We start from the raw sequence: 14,296 nt of genomic DNA, 5'->3' as shown, positions 1-14,296 counted from the left end.
GATCCTTGGCCATGACGGCGGGCAGCAGCGTGTCACGGTAGAGACGGTCCAGCGCATCACCCGACTCCTGGATGTCGCCCACCCAGGCGCGCTCCTCGGCATCCTGGGCCTGCTCCCAGAGCTGGCGGGTAAGCGCCTCGACGCGGGCCCGAGCCTCGGCGTGGAAGCGGGCATGACTGTCATTGCCGAGAATGATGGTGTGCGCGAGGTGGGCGTACTGGTCGCGGACGGCGGTGGCCAGCTCCAGGGCGGCACGGACCCGAGCGCTGGTCGCTTGAAGGGCATGCGTCCCCTCGTGGATCTCCGCGATGCGCCCGAGCGCGAACAGGGACGCGGCGGCGAACAGCGCCACCAGCGCCCCGAAGGCGAAGAGCAGCTTGCGGGTGATTCCAGGAGACGGGGGCATCGGGCCTCTCTCTATATAAGGAGGAGGCCGTCGCCGGGGCGTTGTTCACCGACGAGCAGCCACGCGACCGTATACTTCGGCGCCATGCGCGCACCTCGCCCCGTGGGACTTGTTCTGCTGAGTCTGTGCCTGGCCGCGTGTGCCTCCACGGACACTCCACGGTGGGAGCCCCGTGAGCCGGAGGGGGTCTCCTGGGAGGAGGGATGCCAGGACACCCGCACGCTCGAACTGCTCTGTTCCGAGGACACCTGCGCCTTCTTCCGCTGCCAGGACCTGACCGAGGCCTCAGAAGAACCTTCTGGTGAAGTGGAGCCCGCTCGCTGGCCCGGTCTCAGGCCTCCGGACGGACTTCGCAGGTGGTGGAGACACCCGCGCCGAGGTGCCGAGCCCGTCTTCGTCATCCGCTGGCACAACCACCCCGCTCCGAGTCTGAACAGCAGGCGCGGGATTTCTCTTGATCTCCTGATCAAGCATCACCTCTTCCCGCAGGCTCCGGACCTCGCCGCGTGGTTCCATCGGCAAGGGATCAACATCCACCAGTACACGCTGCTGATTTCGCGTGGGGTCCACCTCCGGATCCACAGCGGGGGACCTCGAGGAGGGCGCTGGAACGAGGAATGGCGTCAGTTCACCAGAGGCCGAGAGCGAGTGACTCATGAGGAGATCTGGCAGCACGCCATCAAGCTCATCATCAAGTATGACCTGACGGGAGCTAGCATGCTGCCCTATCGCTGATGCGCCGGAGAAGAGAGAGATGCAGTTCTATGAACTCCACGAGGACACGGCAGCAGGTTACACAGGCTATATCAGCGCCGCGTCCAAATGGGGGTTGCCCGGCTCTAGATGCCCCGCCTGTGGGAATATCTGGGCCAGCGCAGGGACCGCTTACCCCTCTGTGGACCTCTCCACTCACCCGTCTCATGCCGCCTTCCTGAAGCCCCGAGCTGAGCCCATCGAAGAGTTCGAGCGGTTGCGTGAGCTGATCCGGGCCCTGCTTCCCGCCGGAGTGCCGATCCCTCCTGGGACGCGGTTCGGTCCACTTGTCGGAACGGCCTCTGGCAGCTTTGGTGCTTTCTCCTTGCAGAATCCCTGGACGCTGCTCGTACGCCGCGAAGCGATGGAATCGCTTCGGCAAGCGGGAGTGCAGGGGCTGAGCGGCTGCAAGCCAGAGCTGCGCTTCCGGCAGAAGAAGAATCCACCTGAGTTGGTGGAACTCCAACTCGAGCCCCATGGCCTGCTGCACCCGGACTGCCTGCCGCCACGCCCTCCCCCCTGTTCACGATGTGGATTCGAGAGCTTTCAGTTGCCCGAGCGCCTCATCCTCGACAAGGCCTCACTCCCCTCGCATACCGACGTATTCCGCCTGGCCAACTTCGCCACCGTGCTCGTTGGCACCGAGCGCTTCAAGGAGGCCGTGGAGCGCCTCGGGCTCGATGGAATCCTCTTCCACGAGCTGCCGCTGCGATGACACTCCCGCCACTCCCCTCGCTCATGCCAGGAACTCCCCCTTGCGCGGAAGGGCCCCGGGCGAGCATGACCGGGGTAGCGGGTCCATCGCCCGCTCCGAGGAGAGAGCCTCACCATGGCGCCGCGCTTCAAGAACCTCGATGGCAGTGGGCCCCAGGGCTTCGACACCGTCTTTAAGTGGGCCGTCAAGGACAAGCTCGCCGGCCGCCGTCGCAAGTCCCCCAGCCGCGCCCCCGTCCCTCGCGTCGAGCCGGACCTCGCCGCCCTGGCCACCCCGCCCGCGCCGGGCGAGGGCGCACGCCTCACCTGGCTCGGCCACGCGAGCTGGCTCGTGCAGCTCGACGGCGTCTCCCTCCTCATCGACCCCGTGCTGCGCGACGCCATCAACGTCGTCATCCGCCGCAACGTGCCCCCCGGTGTCCCCTCGGAGAAGCTGCCCCCCATCGCCGCCAGCCTCGTCTCCCACAACCACTACGATCACCTGGACCTGCCCTCGCTGCAGGACGTCCGCGCCCCCATCGTCACCGGCCTGGGCCACACCCGAATCTTCCGCGGCTCGCGGCTGCCCTGCACCGAGCTGGACTGGTGGGCCTCCACGAAGGTGGGCCCCGTCACCGTCCACTATGTCCCCTCGCAGCACTGGAGCCGCCGCGGGCTCGCGGACGCCAACGAGATGCTCTGGGGCGGCTTCGTCATCGAAGGCTCCAGCGCCCGCCTCTACCACTCCGGCGACACCGCCTACTTCGAGGGCTTCAAGGAGATCGGCCGCCGCTACCCGGGCCTCGATGCCGCCATGCTCCCCATCGGCGCGTATGACCCGGCCTGGTTCATGAGCAAGCAGCACATGAACCCCGAGGAAGCCGTGCAGGCCTTCGAGGACCTCGGCGCCGCCCGCTTCCTGGCCATGCACTGGGGCACCTTCAAGCTCACCGACGAGCCGCTCGACGAGCCGCCCCAGCGCCTGGACACGGAGTGGAACCGGCGCCAGTGGCCCCGCGAGAAGCTCCACGTGCTCGCCGTGGGCGAGAGCCTCACCGTTCGTCAGGGTTGAGCCGGGCGAGCGGGTGTGGTTTGGGGAGGCCCACATGCTCCTGCCCACCCTGCTCGCAGCACTCCTCACCCAGGCTCCCCTCACCACCACCGCCGAGCGCTCCAGCTGGACGCGCACCGGCCGCTACGCGGAGGTGGAGTCCCTCTGCCGAGACTTCCCGAAGGCCTTCCCAGGCAAGGTGCGCTACGAGAAGTTCGGCACCACCCCCGAGGGCCGCCCCATGCTCGCGCTCGTCGCCAGCGCGGACGGCACCCTCACCCCCGCCGCCAACGCGAAGAAGGGCCGCCCCGTCGTCCTCTTCCAAGGCGGCATCCACTCCGGGGAGATCGACGGCAAGGACGCCGGCTTCTGGCTGCTGAGGGATGTGCTCACGGGCAAGGCGCTCCCAGGTGTGCTCGGGCAGGTGACCGCCGTCTTCATCCCCGTCCTCAACATCGACGGCCACGAGCGCTTCGGCCCCAACCACCGCCCCAACCAGACGGGCCCCGAGGAGATGGGCTGGCGCGTCACCGCCCAGAACCTCAACCTCAACCGCGACTACGTGAAGGCGGAAGCCCCAGAAACCGTCGCCCTGCTCACCTTGCTCCACGCGTGGGATCCGCTCTTCTACATCGATCTCCACGTCACGGACGGCGCGAAGTTCGAGCACGACATCTCCCTCATCATCGAGCCCGTGAAGAGCGGCCCCGAGCCCATGCGCGCGCTGGGCGCGAAGCTGCGAGACGAGCTGGTGGCGGGGCTCAAGGCCCAGGGGAACCTCCCCGTCACCTTCTACCCCTCCTTCATCCAGGATGACGAGCCGTCCTCCGGCTTCGCCGAGGGCGTCGCGCCCCCGCGCTTCAGCCAGATGTACTGGGCGACGAACCGCCGCTTCGGGATGCTGGTGGAGACCCATTCCTGGAAGCCCTACGCGCACCGCGTGAAGAGCACGCGCACGGTCCTGGAGGGCTCGCTGCGGTTCGTGGCGAGCCACGGCGCCACCCTGCGGGCCGCGGTGAAGGCGGCGGACGCGGCGGCCACCGCCGGACAGGTGCGCGAGGTGACGCTCGTCTGGGCCCCCACCGACAAGAGCCGGACGATCGAGTTCCGGGGCTACGCCTACAGCCACGAGCCCTCGCCCATCTCCAGCCAGAAGGTGGTGCGGTACGACGAGACGAAGCCCCAGGTGTGGAAGATTCCCCTCTTCGACGAGGTGCGTCCCAAGCTCACCGTCCCGCTGCCCCAGGGCGGCTACCTGGTGCCCGCGGCCCACGCGGCATGGATGGAGGCCAAGCTGCGGACCCACGGCCTGCGCTTCCAGCGCCTGGAGAAGGAAGTCCCCGCCGCCCAGGTGGAGGTGTTCCGCGCCACCGAGGTGAAGTTCCAGCCCCAGTCCTACGAGGGCCGCCAGAACGCCGCCGTGCAGGGCGAGTGGACGCGGGAGCCGCAAGCCCTGCCCGCGGGCTCGCTCTACGTGCCGGTGGCCCAGCCCGGCGTGGAGCTGATCGCCCACATGTTCGAGCCCCTCGGCCCGGACTCCCTGGTCGCTTGGGGCTTCTTCAACAACCACTTCGAGCGGAAGGAATACATTGAGGAGTACGTTCTGGAGCCCTACGCCCGCGAGCTGCTCGCCAAGGACGCCACCGTGAAGGCCGCCTGGGAGCAGCGCCTGAAGGAGCCGGCCTTCGCCTCGGATCCGCGCGCCCGCCTGCGCTTCTTCCAGGAGCGCCACCCTTCCTGGGACGCGCGCTTCAACCTCTACCCCGTCTTCCGCCTCGACGCGCCGCCGGCCGGTCTGCGCCCTGCTCGGTGAGGGTGTGCTCCCTTCCGGGAGCAGGTGCTACAGCCGTGGGAGGGGGGCTGTCCCGCTCACTCCTCGACAGGTTGGGTCAACTTCAACATGCCGAGATGTGGATGCCGGAGATGACTCGGGTATGTTCCTGGGCCGTGGCTACCTTCAGTCTCGCAGCGTTGTGGAATGCCTCCGCCATCCCCGGCCACGTGGCCGGTATCGTGGAAGCCATCGATGAGCTGCTGCCCTCGACGCAGCCGGTCGAGATCATCATCGCGCTGCGCGAGAACGAGGCCAACCTCGAGCTGAAGCTGGAGATGTCCGACTTCCCGCGGCTCGAGATGGACCGGTTCGCCTGGGAGATCAAGGCGAGCAAGGGCACGCTCGTGGAGCTGTGGAAGCTCCCCAAGTCCGAGCGGGATGCCTTCCGGGCCGCCGCCTTCTCCGGCAACGTCGTCACCGCCCCGGACTACTGGACGGCGGCCAGCACCCTGAAGGAGCACCTGGAGGGCATCACCGCGCGCGGGCTGAAGCCCATGGAGCCTCCTCGGGGGCTGCCGCACGTCAACCGGCCCGCACCCGCGGCTCCCCCGTCCACCCCGGCCGCAGCGCCCGCCCAGGCCGCGGAGGGCGACGAGCCCTTGGGGGTGGAGGCCTCCGACGAGCCGCTCGTCATGGGCGAGCCGGTGGAGGGCACGGAAGAGGCGGAGCCCATCGAGCCCATCGAGACGGTGGAGCCCGAGGAGGAGATCGCGGGCGAGCCGGCCCCCTCGGGCGAGGATCTGCGCCGCTACAAGCGCTTCCCCGTCAACCTGGAGATGGAGTTCCGCACGGAGCTGGACTTCGTGCGGGAGCACGCGACGAACATCTCCAATGGCGGCCTCTTCGTGCGCACGGCCCACCGGCCGCCCCTCGACGCCGTCGTCCGGGTGGACCTGAGGCTGCCCAACGGCGATCGCCTCCAGGGGGATGCGGTGGTGGTGCACGTGGTGGACGATCCCTACAAGGGCGGCGTGGGGCTCGCGTTCCTCAGCGACGACCCCAGCTTCGCGGAGACGCTGGACCGGTACCTGGCGAGCCTGGCCGGGTAGGCCTCAGGCCACCTTCCGTCCCTTTCCCGAGGCCGGCGGCTCTGGCAGTGCCGCAAGGCCCCCCTCCACCTGCACGACGAGGCGGCTGCGCCCACCGCCCTGCTTCACCACGCGCACCTGGGCACCGATGCGCTCGGCCAGCCCGGACACGTGGGAGATGATGCCCACCTGCCGGCCCGTGGCCTGGAGCGCGTCGAGCGTGGCGAGCGCCACCTCCAGCGTCTCCGGATCCAGCGTGCCGAAGCCCTCGTCGATGAAGAGCGTCTCCACCTGGGTCGTCTCGGAGGAGAGCGAGGCCAGCCCCAGCGCCAGCGCCAGCGAGACGAGGAATGACTCGCCGCCCGACAGGCTCGCCAGGCCCCGCGTCTCGTCGCCCATGTCCTGGTCCACCACCTGGAGATCCAGGTCGTACCCGGGCACGCGCATGAGCCGGTAGCGCCGGGCCAGCTCCTCCAGATGGGCGTTGGCGTGCAGCAGCAGCGCGTCCAGCGTGAGGCTCTGGGCGAAGACCTTGAACTTCTTGCCGTCCGCCGAGCCGATGAGCTCATGGAGCGTCTTCCACACCTCGGCTGCGCGACGGCGGTCCTCCAGCGCCTGGGCCTCCGCGCCGTAGCGCCTCCGGGCCTCATCGTCCTGATCGAGCCGGGCCTTCGAGCGAGCGGCGGCAGCGCGGTGTGACTCCGCCTCCGCGCGGGCTCGCTCGCAGGTGGCGGCCACCTCAGGCTCGGGCAGGGTGGGCGCTCCAGAGGCCTCGTGCCGGGCGCGCCAGGCCTGACGCTCCTCGAGCACCGTCCGGGCCCGCGCCAGGGCCTCACGCAGCTCCGCCAAGGCCCGGGCCTCTGCCTCGCACCAGGCGGCGTCACGAGCGAGCAGCCGGCGGACCTCCTCCAGCGTCACACCCCGGCCTTGCAGCAGCGCTCCGAGCGCCGTCTGAGCCTGCTCCCGAGCCTCGGCGGCCGAGGCCGCTGCCTTCGCTGCCTCCTCGGCGCGCGCGGTGGCCACTGCGGCGTCCCGGCTCGAGGACTCCGCGACGGCTCGTGCCTTCTCATAGCCCGTGCCGGCCGTCTCCACGGCTGCCCGCAGCGTCGTACGGACCTGCTCGGTGGGGCGGCCCTCCAACACCTTCGCGCGCGCGGCCTGCGTCTCCCGGAGGGCCTCGTCCGCTCGCTTCCAGGCCTGGGCATGCGCCTCGGCCGTCTCGCGCTGGGCTTCCTTCCGAGCCTCGGCCGCGGCCCGGTTGCCCCGCGCCTCGGTCTCGCGCGCCTGCGCGTTGCGCAGCGCCTCGTCGCGAGCGCTCCAGTCGGCCACCTGCGTCGCGCAGTGCTTCCGGAACCCCGCCGGCTCGGCCGCGAGCCGCGACTCCCACTGGAGCCACCCCGTGAAGGCGGACGCCAGATCCGCGAGCACCTGCCGCCGCGCCAGGCCTGCCTGCTCCGCCTCGCGCTCTGCCTCCCTGAGCAACCGCTCGGCCTCGGCCAGCGAGTCCTCCGCGCGACGCTGCGCCTCGAGCGCCGCCTCCAGCCGTTCGCGGCAGACCTCCAGAGCCGCCCGTGCTTCCCGCGCCGTCCGAGCCCGAGCTTCTGCGGCCTCCTCTTCGGCATTCACCGCGGTGAGCCGCGCCTGGGCCTCCTTCAGCGCCTCCTCGAGCCAGCTCCGAGCCTCCGAATCCTCCGCCTGCTCAGGAGGCAGCGGCTGCTCGAGAAGTGCGCGTGCCTTCGCCCACGCCTCACGGTGTCCCGCACGCCTGGCTGCCGCGGTGCTCCGCCGCGCCTCCGCCTGAGCCTGCCGGGGCCGAGCCGCCTGCTCCCGCGCGAGGGCCGCCGCTTCCTTCCGGGCCGCCGCAGTGCGCTCCGCCTCCAGCGACTCGACGCGCGCGGAGGCCTCCACGACGAGCCCTTCCAGCGCAGCCTCGGCGCGACCGTAGGGGTGCTCCTCCGCGCCACACAGCGGACAGGGCTCCCCTTCGCGCAGCGCCGCCCGGTGCGAGGCGAGCCCCTGAGCCGCCTGGGCCCGCGCCAGGGCCCTCTGCGCCTCCTTCGCGCCTGCCTCCAGCTCCAACCGTCGGGCGGCAGCGTCCTGGGCCTCGATCGCCGCGGCCTCTGCCTCGCGCCGGGACGCCTCCACCTCCGTGCCGGACTCCTGCTCCACCGCCGCTGCGGTGACAGCGCCGTCCCGGGCCACGCCCAGCGCCCGCAGTGCCTCCTGCCTCGCGAGCAGGGCTTTGCGGAGCGCACGCCGGGCCGCGCCTGCATCCACCCCCACCGCAGCCTCGGCATGGGTGACCTGGGCCTGCGCCATCTCCATGGCCTCGGAGCCGGCCTGCCGCTCCTGACGGCGCAGCTCCGCCGCTTCGCGCAGCCGCACCACGTCCTTGCCCAGCCGGACCGTCGCAGCCTTCGCCTGCTGCTCACTCAGGGCAGTGCGCTCATAGCGGACGAGCTCTGCTTCCCAGCGCGGCCACTCGCGCGCGAGCGGCTCCAGCCGAGAATGCGCGTCCAGCCAGGCCCGCGCCGCCTCCGCCTCCGAGCGTGCCGCGGCCTCCTGCCTGGCGATCCCCGCGAGTGCAGCGAGCGCCTGAGCCTCGGCTGCTCGAGAGGCCTCCGCCCGCTGAGCGGCCTCCTGGGCCTCACGCCGCTCCACGGAGAGCTGCGCGTCCAGCCTCGCCGCCTCGGTCAGCGCCGGGCCCGCAGCCTCTTCCGCCACCTGAGCTGCCGTGCGAATCCTGCCCGCCTGCTGCAGCTCCGCCTCCCGCGCGCCCAAGGCCGCGAGCGTCTTCTCCGCCTCCGCCGCACGCATCACCTGGGCCGCCGAGGCCTCCGACAGCGTGCGCTCGGCGCTCTCGACCGCGGCCACCGGCCCTCGGAAGACCTCGGCAGCGCGCACGCGAGCGAGCATCCCCTCCCGCGGCGCCGCGGCCTCGACCGCCTCCGTCACCCGAGCCACATCTTCCAAGGCCACGTGCTCGGCCCCCACGAGCCGGGCCCGTGCCGCGTACCACTCCACTGAGGCCGAGGCCTCCGCCAGCGCCGCTTCTGCCCTGACGCGTGCCGCCTCCTCACCCGAGAGAGTTGCTTCCGCGCCCGCGCGCTCCTCGTCCGACAGGCGGGAGATGGCTGCCAGTCCTGCCGCCATCCGCCCCAGCTCGTCCTGCTCCTTCTTGTGGCGCTCATGCGCGGCAATGGAGACCCGACTGTAGATCTCCGTCCCCGTCATGCGCTCCAGCAGCTCCGCGCGCTCGCTGGAGTCCGCGCGCAAGAAGGCAGCGAACTCGCCCTGGGCCAGCAGCGCCGAGCGGCGGAACTGATCGAAGGACAGCCCCAGCCGCTGCTCGATGGCCTCGAGCACCTCGGACTTGGTGCGGCCGAACGTCTGACCCGAGGCCACGTCCGTGAGGCTCAGCTCCTGCGGCCGGAAGCGCCCCTCCGCCTTGTTGCGCGCCCGCCACACGGACCAACGGGAGCGATAGCGCCTCCCATCCTTGCCGAGGAAGTCCACCTCGGCATGGCCATCAGCGGAGCCGCGCCGGAGCAGGCCGCGCACGTCATGGGACAACAGCCGATCATCCAAGTCCTCGCCGGGTCGTCCCACCGGCACGCCCCCGCGCCCTCCGAGCCGCGGCGTGCGATCGAAGAGGGCCAGACACATGGCATCCAGCAAGGTGCTCTTGCCGGAGCCGGTGGCGCCGGTGATGGCGAACAGGCCGAGCTTGTCGAGCGGCGACTGGTCCAGCTCCAGCGCGAAGTCACCGGCGAGGCTGGTGAGGTTGCGGCCGCGGATGGAGAGGATCCTCAAGACGCGTCCTCCTGAACTTCGGAGAGCAGCGTGTGGAAGGACTCCAACAGGGCCGGGTCCATGGGCTCCTGGAAGTCGCGGGTGTAGCGAGCCTTGAAGACGTCCTCGGGGGTGCGGTCGCGAAGGGAGAGCCCCGGTTGGGTGTCAGCGAGCACCAGGCCCGTGCCGGTGTACGAGGGCGTCAGCTTCACCAGGCGGGCCGCCTTGCCTTCCAGGGCCGCCTCCACCTTGCGGCGGAGGGAGGGCTCGGGCCGAGCCAGGGACACACACACCTCCAGATAGGGCCGAGCCTGCTCCGGGGTGTCCAGCTCCAGCTCGGGCAGCGCGGCGAGCTTCTGCAGCACCTCCTCCAGTGGAGCGGCATCACGCTCGGGCACGCGCAGCATGTCCGCGGTGCGAGGCACGGAGAGCGGGCGCACCGAGCTCAACCCTTCGCCCTCCAGCTCCACGAGGAGCACCTGATGGCGATAGTGGGCCTCGCTCAAGGAGAGGGGGATGGGCGAGCCGCTGTAGCGCACGCCCTCGCGCCCCCCGACGCGCTGAGCCTTGTGCAGGTGCCCGAGGGCCGCGTAGGCGACGTCCTCGGGGAACAGGTCCACGGGGAGGGCATGCTGGTTGCCGCCGAGGATCTTCCGCTCGCTGAGGGCAGACAGCTCGGAGCCGACCATGTAGCAGTGGCCCATGGCGACCAGGGCCTGCCCGGACTGCCGACGCCTGCGGGCGGCCTCCAGCGTGAGGCCATACACCTCACGCACGCCCTCGATGAGCCGATCTCCATCGGACTGCACGAAGGGCAGGTCCGCGGGGCGCAGGTACGGCACGGCGGCCACCCAGGCCTTCACGCGGCCGCGCGAGTCATGCAGGGGCACCAGCAGACGCTCGAAGTCGAGAGTCCCCTGGGCGCGAGGCAACCCGCCCACCACCCGGACGCCGAGGGCGGCAAAGAGCGGGTCCGGGGCATCGAGACGAGCCGCCGAGTCGTGGTTGCCGCCGATGACGGTGACATTGAGCCGGGGCAGCTTGCGGCGGGCGCGCGCGATGAAGTGGTACCAGGCCGCCTGGGCTTCGGCGCTGGGGTTGGCAGTGTCGAAGATGTCGCCGGCAATGAGGAGCGCATCGACGCTTTGGGCCTCGAGGGTGTCGAGGAGCCAATCCAGGAAGGCGGCATGCTCCGCCTCGCGAGAGACGTCATAGAGCGTATGCCCCAGGTGCCAGTCCGACGTGTGCAGCAGACGCATCCGGTACCACCCCTCCTCGGCCGCGCGCGCAGCCTCCAACACTCCAGGCTCCCGGTCCAAGCACCGGGCGGGGGGTCGCTTACACGGTCGGTCTGACATCCCGAAATCCACTAACAATTCCGGCTACTTCCACAAGTCGCCCTCCCTCGCAGGTGGAGCGCGGCGATCCCACATGGGGGGATGGCCAGCCGAGCAGGCATGGTAGGCCCCAGAGCCCGGATTCCCTGGGAGGACACGCTTTGCTCTCGCGTCTGGCCGTTGCCGCTCTGCTGGCGTTGCTGTCCGCATGCAGTACCCACCAGGTGGTGCTCCTGGACACAGGTCAAGGCGCGCTTGGGCCCTCTTCTGGCGCATGACCACTTACAGGGGAATCGAGCATCACTCGCGGGTGGGGCATGCCCCATGGGCCCAACCCGCAGCGCAAGAGGGTCGGTCGCCGGAGTTCCAGAGGAGGGAATCTGGCGATGACGCTTGAGGAGCTCGTCGAGGAGTTTGCCAAGAACGTGGCCGCGCAGACCGATTCAATCTTCCGAGGGGATACCAGCACAGGCGATGAGCATGCCGATCGGTACATCGCTGCTTTCAAGCGCCTGCGCTCTGCTGGAGATACCGGGAGGGATGCGCTCGCTGTGCTGCTAACACACCCTCGGATGGATGTACGGGTTGCGGCTGCCGCATGCCTGCTTCGCCATCGGACGACAGAAGCCAAAGCGATATTGGAAGCAGCTGCGAAGGGGGAGGGACTTGCTGCGTTCGAGGCCGCACAGGTGCTGAAAAACTGGGAGACCGGCACTTGGGCTTTGGACCCACCGTAGTTTCGACAGAGAACCGATGGAGAGCCTCACTGCGGGTCCGATGCAGGGCGGCGCCGCGGGGGGTAGGAAGGCAGATAACACGCTCCATCCCAGTCGTAGGCGTCCTCCTTGCACGGGGGTGTGAGGTTTCGCAGCGCATACCAGCACCCGCCGCGAATCACCTCCTCTCCTCCCCTGTTGCAGGGAGGCTTGCGCTGGCCAGGGAACGGGCCCTCTGGCATCGGCGACCCCACCGCCAGCACACGCTCATCTGTGAACTCGGTGGAGAGTGTCGCAATCGGAGCGTCCCTCCCGCTGTCGCCCACGGCGATGATGCCACCCTCACGCGAGTCCCTACCCCGAATGGCTTGCGCCCTCTCCTGTCCTGAGTGCGGCCACAGACGAACCACCATTGCGAGCAGCAGCACACAAGCTGCCAGTGCCCCTCTTCTCACCCAGTCTGGCGCGGAGGCAGAGGATCGCACCAGTTCGGAAGCAACCACGACATGAGGCTCTTCCCGGAGTTCTCGTCGCTTGGGCTCTTCCTTCGCGGCTACGTGCTGAACGACCGAGGGTCCCAACGCCACCGAGGGGCTCTTCCCAGGGGGAATCTCTCGCCGCCTCTCTCCCCCACTTCTCTCCTGCTCTATGGCTCGCGAGGAGTTGGCAGGAGCCCCTGTGGAGAACAGACGAACGCTCGCCTTGAGACCCTCACGCCGCGCGGCTTGCTCAAGAGCCTCGGCGGCCTCCTCGGCGCGACCGTCGAATCGCTCGTCGGGGGCAATGGCGAGCAGGCGAAGGACGAGAGCACTCTGCTCCGGGCTCACCCTGGAATTGAGCGCCTGCGGTGGCTGAGGCCCGAAGCCGCCTTCACGCCACACCTCCGAGCCTCTCTCCCCTGGGTTGGTGGGCGGTGGGTACATCCCCGTCACCAGTCGGTATGCGGTCACTCCTAGCGCGAACAGGTCATCGCATGCGCTGGCCGGATAATGAATCGTGGGGTGGCGCGCGAACGCGTGCACGAAGGCCCACGCCTCGGGGCTGCGGTAGGTGGCCGTGCCAGGAGGCAACAGGCGAGAGGTGATCGTGGCAGCACCACGGAAGTGTCCCGCTCCGAAGTCCGTCAGAAACGGGTGTCCATCCGCCAGCCTCACCAGCACGTTGTCGCCCTTGACGTCACGGTGCACCGAACCCGCCGCATGCGTGGCCGCCAGCGCCCGTGCCATCTGCGCCAGCAGTCGCAGCACCTGGCGCACCTCGGGGTTGACCCGCTCGGCCCACGCATACAGCGGCGTGCCGTCGATCCACTCCATCACCAGGTAGGGGAAGTCCCCCGAGCGGTGTGAATACACGCCGTGATCGTAGAGGCTGGGAACATGAGGGTGCTGAATGCGAGAGAGCAGCTCCGCCTCTCGTGCGAAGCGCTCATCCTTGGGCTGGAGGGCCAGCTTGAGAGCGAAGGACCCGGAACCTTCGCGGTCTGCACGCTCCACACGGTAGACGGTGCCGTAACCACCCCGGCCGCCCCAACCTCTGACACACCAGGGTCCCACCCGTGCCCCCAGGGGCAGGTAAGCCGGATCCACTTCCTGAAGGGACGGCCTCGTCGCCATCGGAGCTCTCCTGAGAGCAGGCTACCACCTGGGCCAGCTTGATGGATCCTACCTCATAGGTCCCCCTGGTAGCCGAGCGCATGCTCCCCTACGCCCGTCTCCGTCGCAGGGCCAGGACCAGCACCCACCCCAACCACGCCACCGCTCCGCTCGCTCCCACCCCACAGCCACACCCACCCTCGGGATCCTCCGGCTCTGGCTCGGGTGAGACACACGGCCCCTCTCCCACGCACACCTTGACCTCTGCCGAGGCGCTCCGCCCCGCCGTGTCGTACACGACCATGCGGACCTGGTGTGCCCCAGGCCTCAGCGAGGTCGTGTCCCACCGGTTGTGCTCGCCGCCATAGTGGTAGTGCCCGGAGTCCTGCGTGTCCGTGCTCTCCAGCACCCCATCCACGTAGAACTCCGCCTTCGTGCAGCCCACGTCGTCCACGCAGTCCCCGAAGAACTCCGCGATCGCTCCGGAGACGACCTCCTCTGGCGTGGGCCGTGTGAGCACCGCGCTCGGCGGCTCGTCCGCCTTCACGGTGATCTGGAAGGACTGCACCGCGTCCGGACTCACTCCGTTGCTCGCGCGCACCTCCACGTCCACCGGGCCCACCGCTGCCGGCGTCCAGGTGAGGACGCCCGTGCTCGCGTCGATGCTCGGCCCCTGAACGCTGCTCGTCACCGAGAACGTCGGCGTGGGCAGCCCCTCTGCCACCACATCGTAGCGGTACGGCGCTCCCACCACCCCCGTCGTGATGGGCGTGGAGGTGATGCTCGGCGCCGACGGGTCATTGTCTCGCACGGTGACGGACACTGTGCGCGCGTCCGCTCCCGCCGAGGCCACGGTGAGCGTCGCCGTGTCCCTCACGTTGTCCGCGTCCTCGGCGGCCGCCACAGTGACGGGCTGCGGCGTGTTCCAGTTGCCGGGAGTGAAGGCCAGGGTCTCGCCCTCGGTGACGGAGACATCCGGGTCGCCCACAGTCCGCGCCACCGTCACGGAGAGATTGCCCGCGGGCTGCTTGGACAGCGCCACCGTGAAGGTGCCGCTCCCGCCCTCGTCCAGCGCCAGCGACGTAGAGGACAGC

At 69.8% G+C, this 14,296-nt stretch carries 10 protein-coding genes and 1 pseudogene; 6 read left to right on the top strand and 5 right to left on the bottom strand.

The annotated features are described in order from the left end of the window. A pseudogene (locus VD972_RS06260) lies at nucleotides 1-406 on the bottom strand (histidine kinase); the annotation flags it as partial. Between the two features lie 84 nt (nucleotides 407-490). Between VD972_RS06260 and VD972_RS45415 the strand changes: the two are divergent. The 5 genes from VD972_RS45415 (at nucleotide 491) to VD972_RS06240 (ending at nucleotide 5,786) form a co-directional block, all read left to right on the top strand. After that, nucleotides 491-1,141, top strand: a complete 651-nt coding sequence (locus VD972_RS45415) for a TIGR02269 family lipoprotein (RefSeq protein WP_414653992.1) — start codon at nucleotides 491-493, stop codon at nucleotides 1,139-1,141. 19 nt (nucleotides 1,142-1,160) lie between these two features. Then, nucleotides 1,161-1,874 carry a double-CXXCG motif protein gene (locus VD972_RS06255; RefSeq protein WP_324982206.1) on the top strand — a complete coding sequence of 238 codons (714 nt, stop codon included), beginning with the start codon at nucleotides 1,161-1,163 and terminating at the stop codon, nucleotides 1,872-1,874. Between the two features lie 114 nt (nucleotides 1,875-1,988). Next, nucleotides 1,989-2,924 carry an MBL fold metallo-hydrolase gene (locus tag VD972_RS06250; protein WP_324982204.1) on the top strand — a complete coding sequence of 312 codons (936 nt, stop codon included), beginning with the start codon at nucleotides 1,989-1,991 and terminating at the stop codon, nucleotides 2,922-2,924. 34 nt (nucleotides 2,925-2,958) lie between these two features. Next, the gene (locus VD972_RS06245) at nucleotides 2,959-4,716 is read left to right on the top strand and encodes a M14 family zinc carboxypeptidase (RefSeq protein WP_324982201.1); all 1,758 of its coding nucleotides are present in this window, start codon (nucleotides 2,959-2,961) and stop codon (nucleotides 4,714-4,716) included. Between the two features lie 134 nt (nucleotides 4,717-4,850). Then, nucleotides 4,851-5,786: a TIGR02266 family protein gene (locus VD972_RS06240; RefSeq protein ID WP_324982198.1), complete on the top strand. Its 936-nt coding sequence runs from the start codon at nucleotides 4,851-4,853 to the stop codon at nucleotides 5,784-5,786. A gap of 3 nt (nucleotides 5,787-5,789) precedes the next feature. Here VD972_RS06240 and VD972_RS06235 read toward each other — a convergent pair whose 3' ends face one another. After that, the gene (locus tag VD972_RS06235; RefSeq protein ID WP_324982195.1) at nucleotides 5,790-9,578 is read right to left on the bottom strand and encodes an AAA family ATPase; all 3,789 of its coding nucleotides are present in this window, start codon (nucleotides 9,576-9,578) and stop codon (nucleotides 5,790-5,792) included. Continuing rightward, nucleotides 9,575-10,816: an exonuclease SbcCD subunit D C-terminal domain-containing protein gene (locus tag VD972_RS06230; protein WP_324982193.1), complete on the bottom strand. Its 1,242-nt coding sequence runs from the start codon at nucleotides 10,814-10,816 to the stop codon at nucleotides 9,575-9,577. Before VD972_RS06230 ends, VD972_RS06235 begins: the two co-directional genes overlap by 4 nt. Before the next feature lie 464 nt (nucleotides 10,817-11,280). Between VD972_RS06230 and VD972_RS06225 the strand changes: the two genes are divergently transcribed. Beyond that, entirely contained in the window at nucleotides 11,281-11,631 is a 351-nt protein-coding gene (locus tag VD972_RS06225) for a DUF2019 domain-containing protein (RefSeq protein WP_324982192.1), read from the top strand. Between the two features lie 26 nt (nucleotides 11,632-11,657). On the opposite strand, the gene VD972_RS06220 is transcribed toward VD972_RS06225, so the two are convergent. After that, nucleotides 11,658-13,223, bottom strand: a complete 1,566-nt coding sequence (locus VD972_RS06220) for a serine/threonine-protein kinase (RefSeq protein ID WP_324982191.1) — start codon at nucleotides 13,221-13,223, stop codon at nucleotides 11,658-11,660. An 88-nt stretch (nucleotides 13,224-13,311) separates the two neighbouring features. Continuing rightward, the coding region (locus tag VD972_RS06215; RefSeq protein ID WP_324982190.1) for an Ig-like domain-containing protein at nucleotides 13,312-14,296 on the bottom strand (985 nt) is incomplete at its 5' end.

It is taken from the genome of Hyalangium sp. (assembly GCF_035629615.1).
Taxonomy (GTDB): domain Bacteria; phylum Myxococcota; class Myxococcia; order Myxococcales; family Myxococcaceae; genus Hyalangium.
The sequence above is the reverse complement of the archived record's forward strand: the minus strand, read 5'-3'. Positions and strand labels throughout refer to the sequence as shown.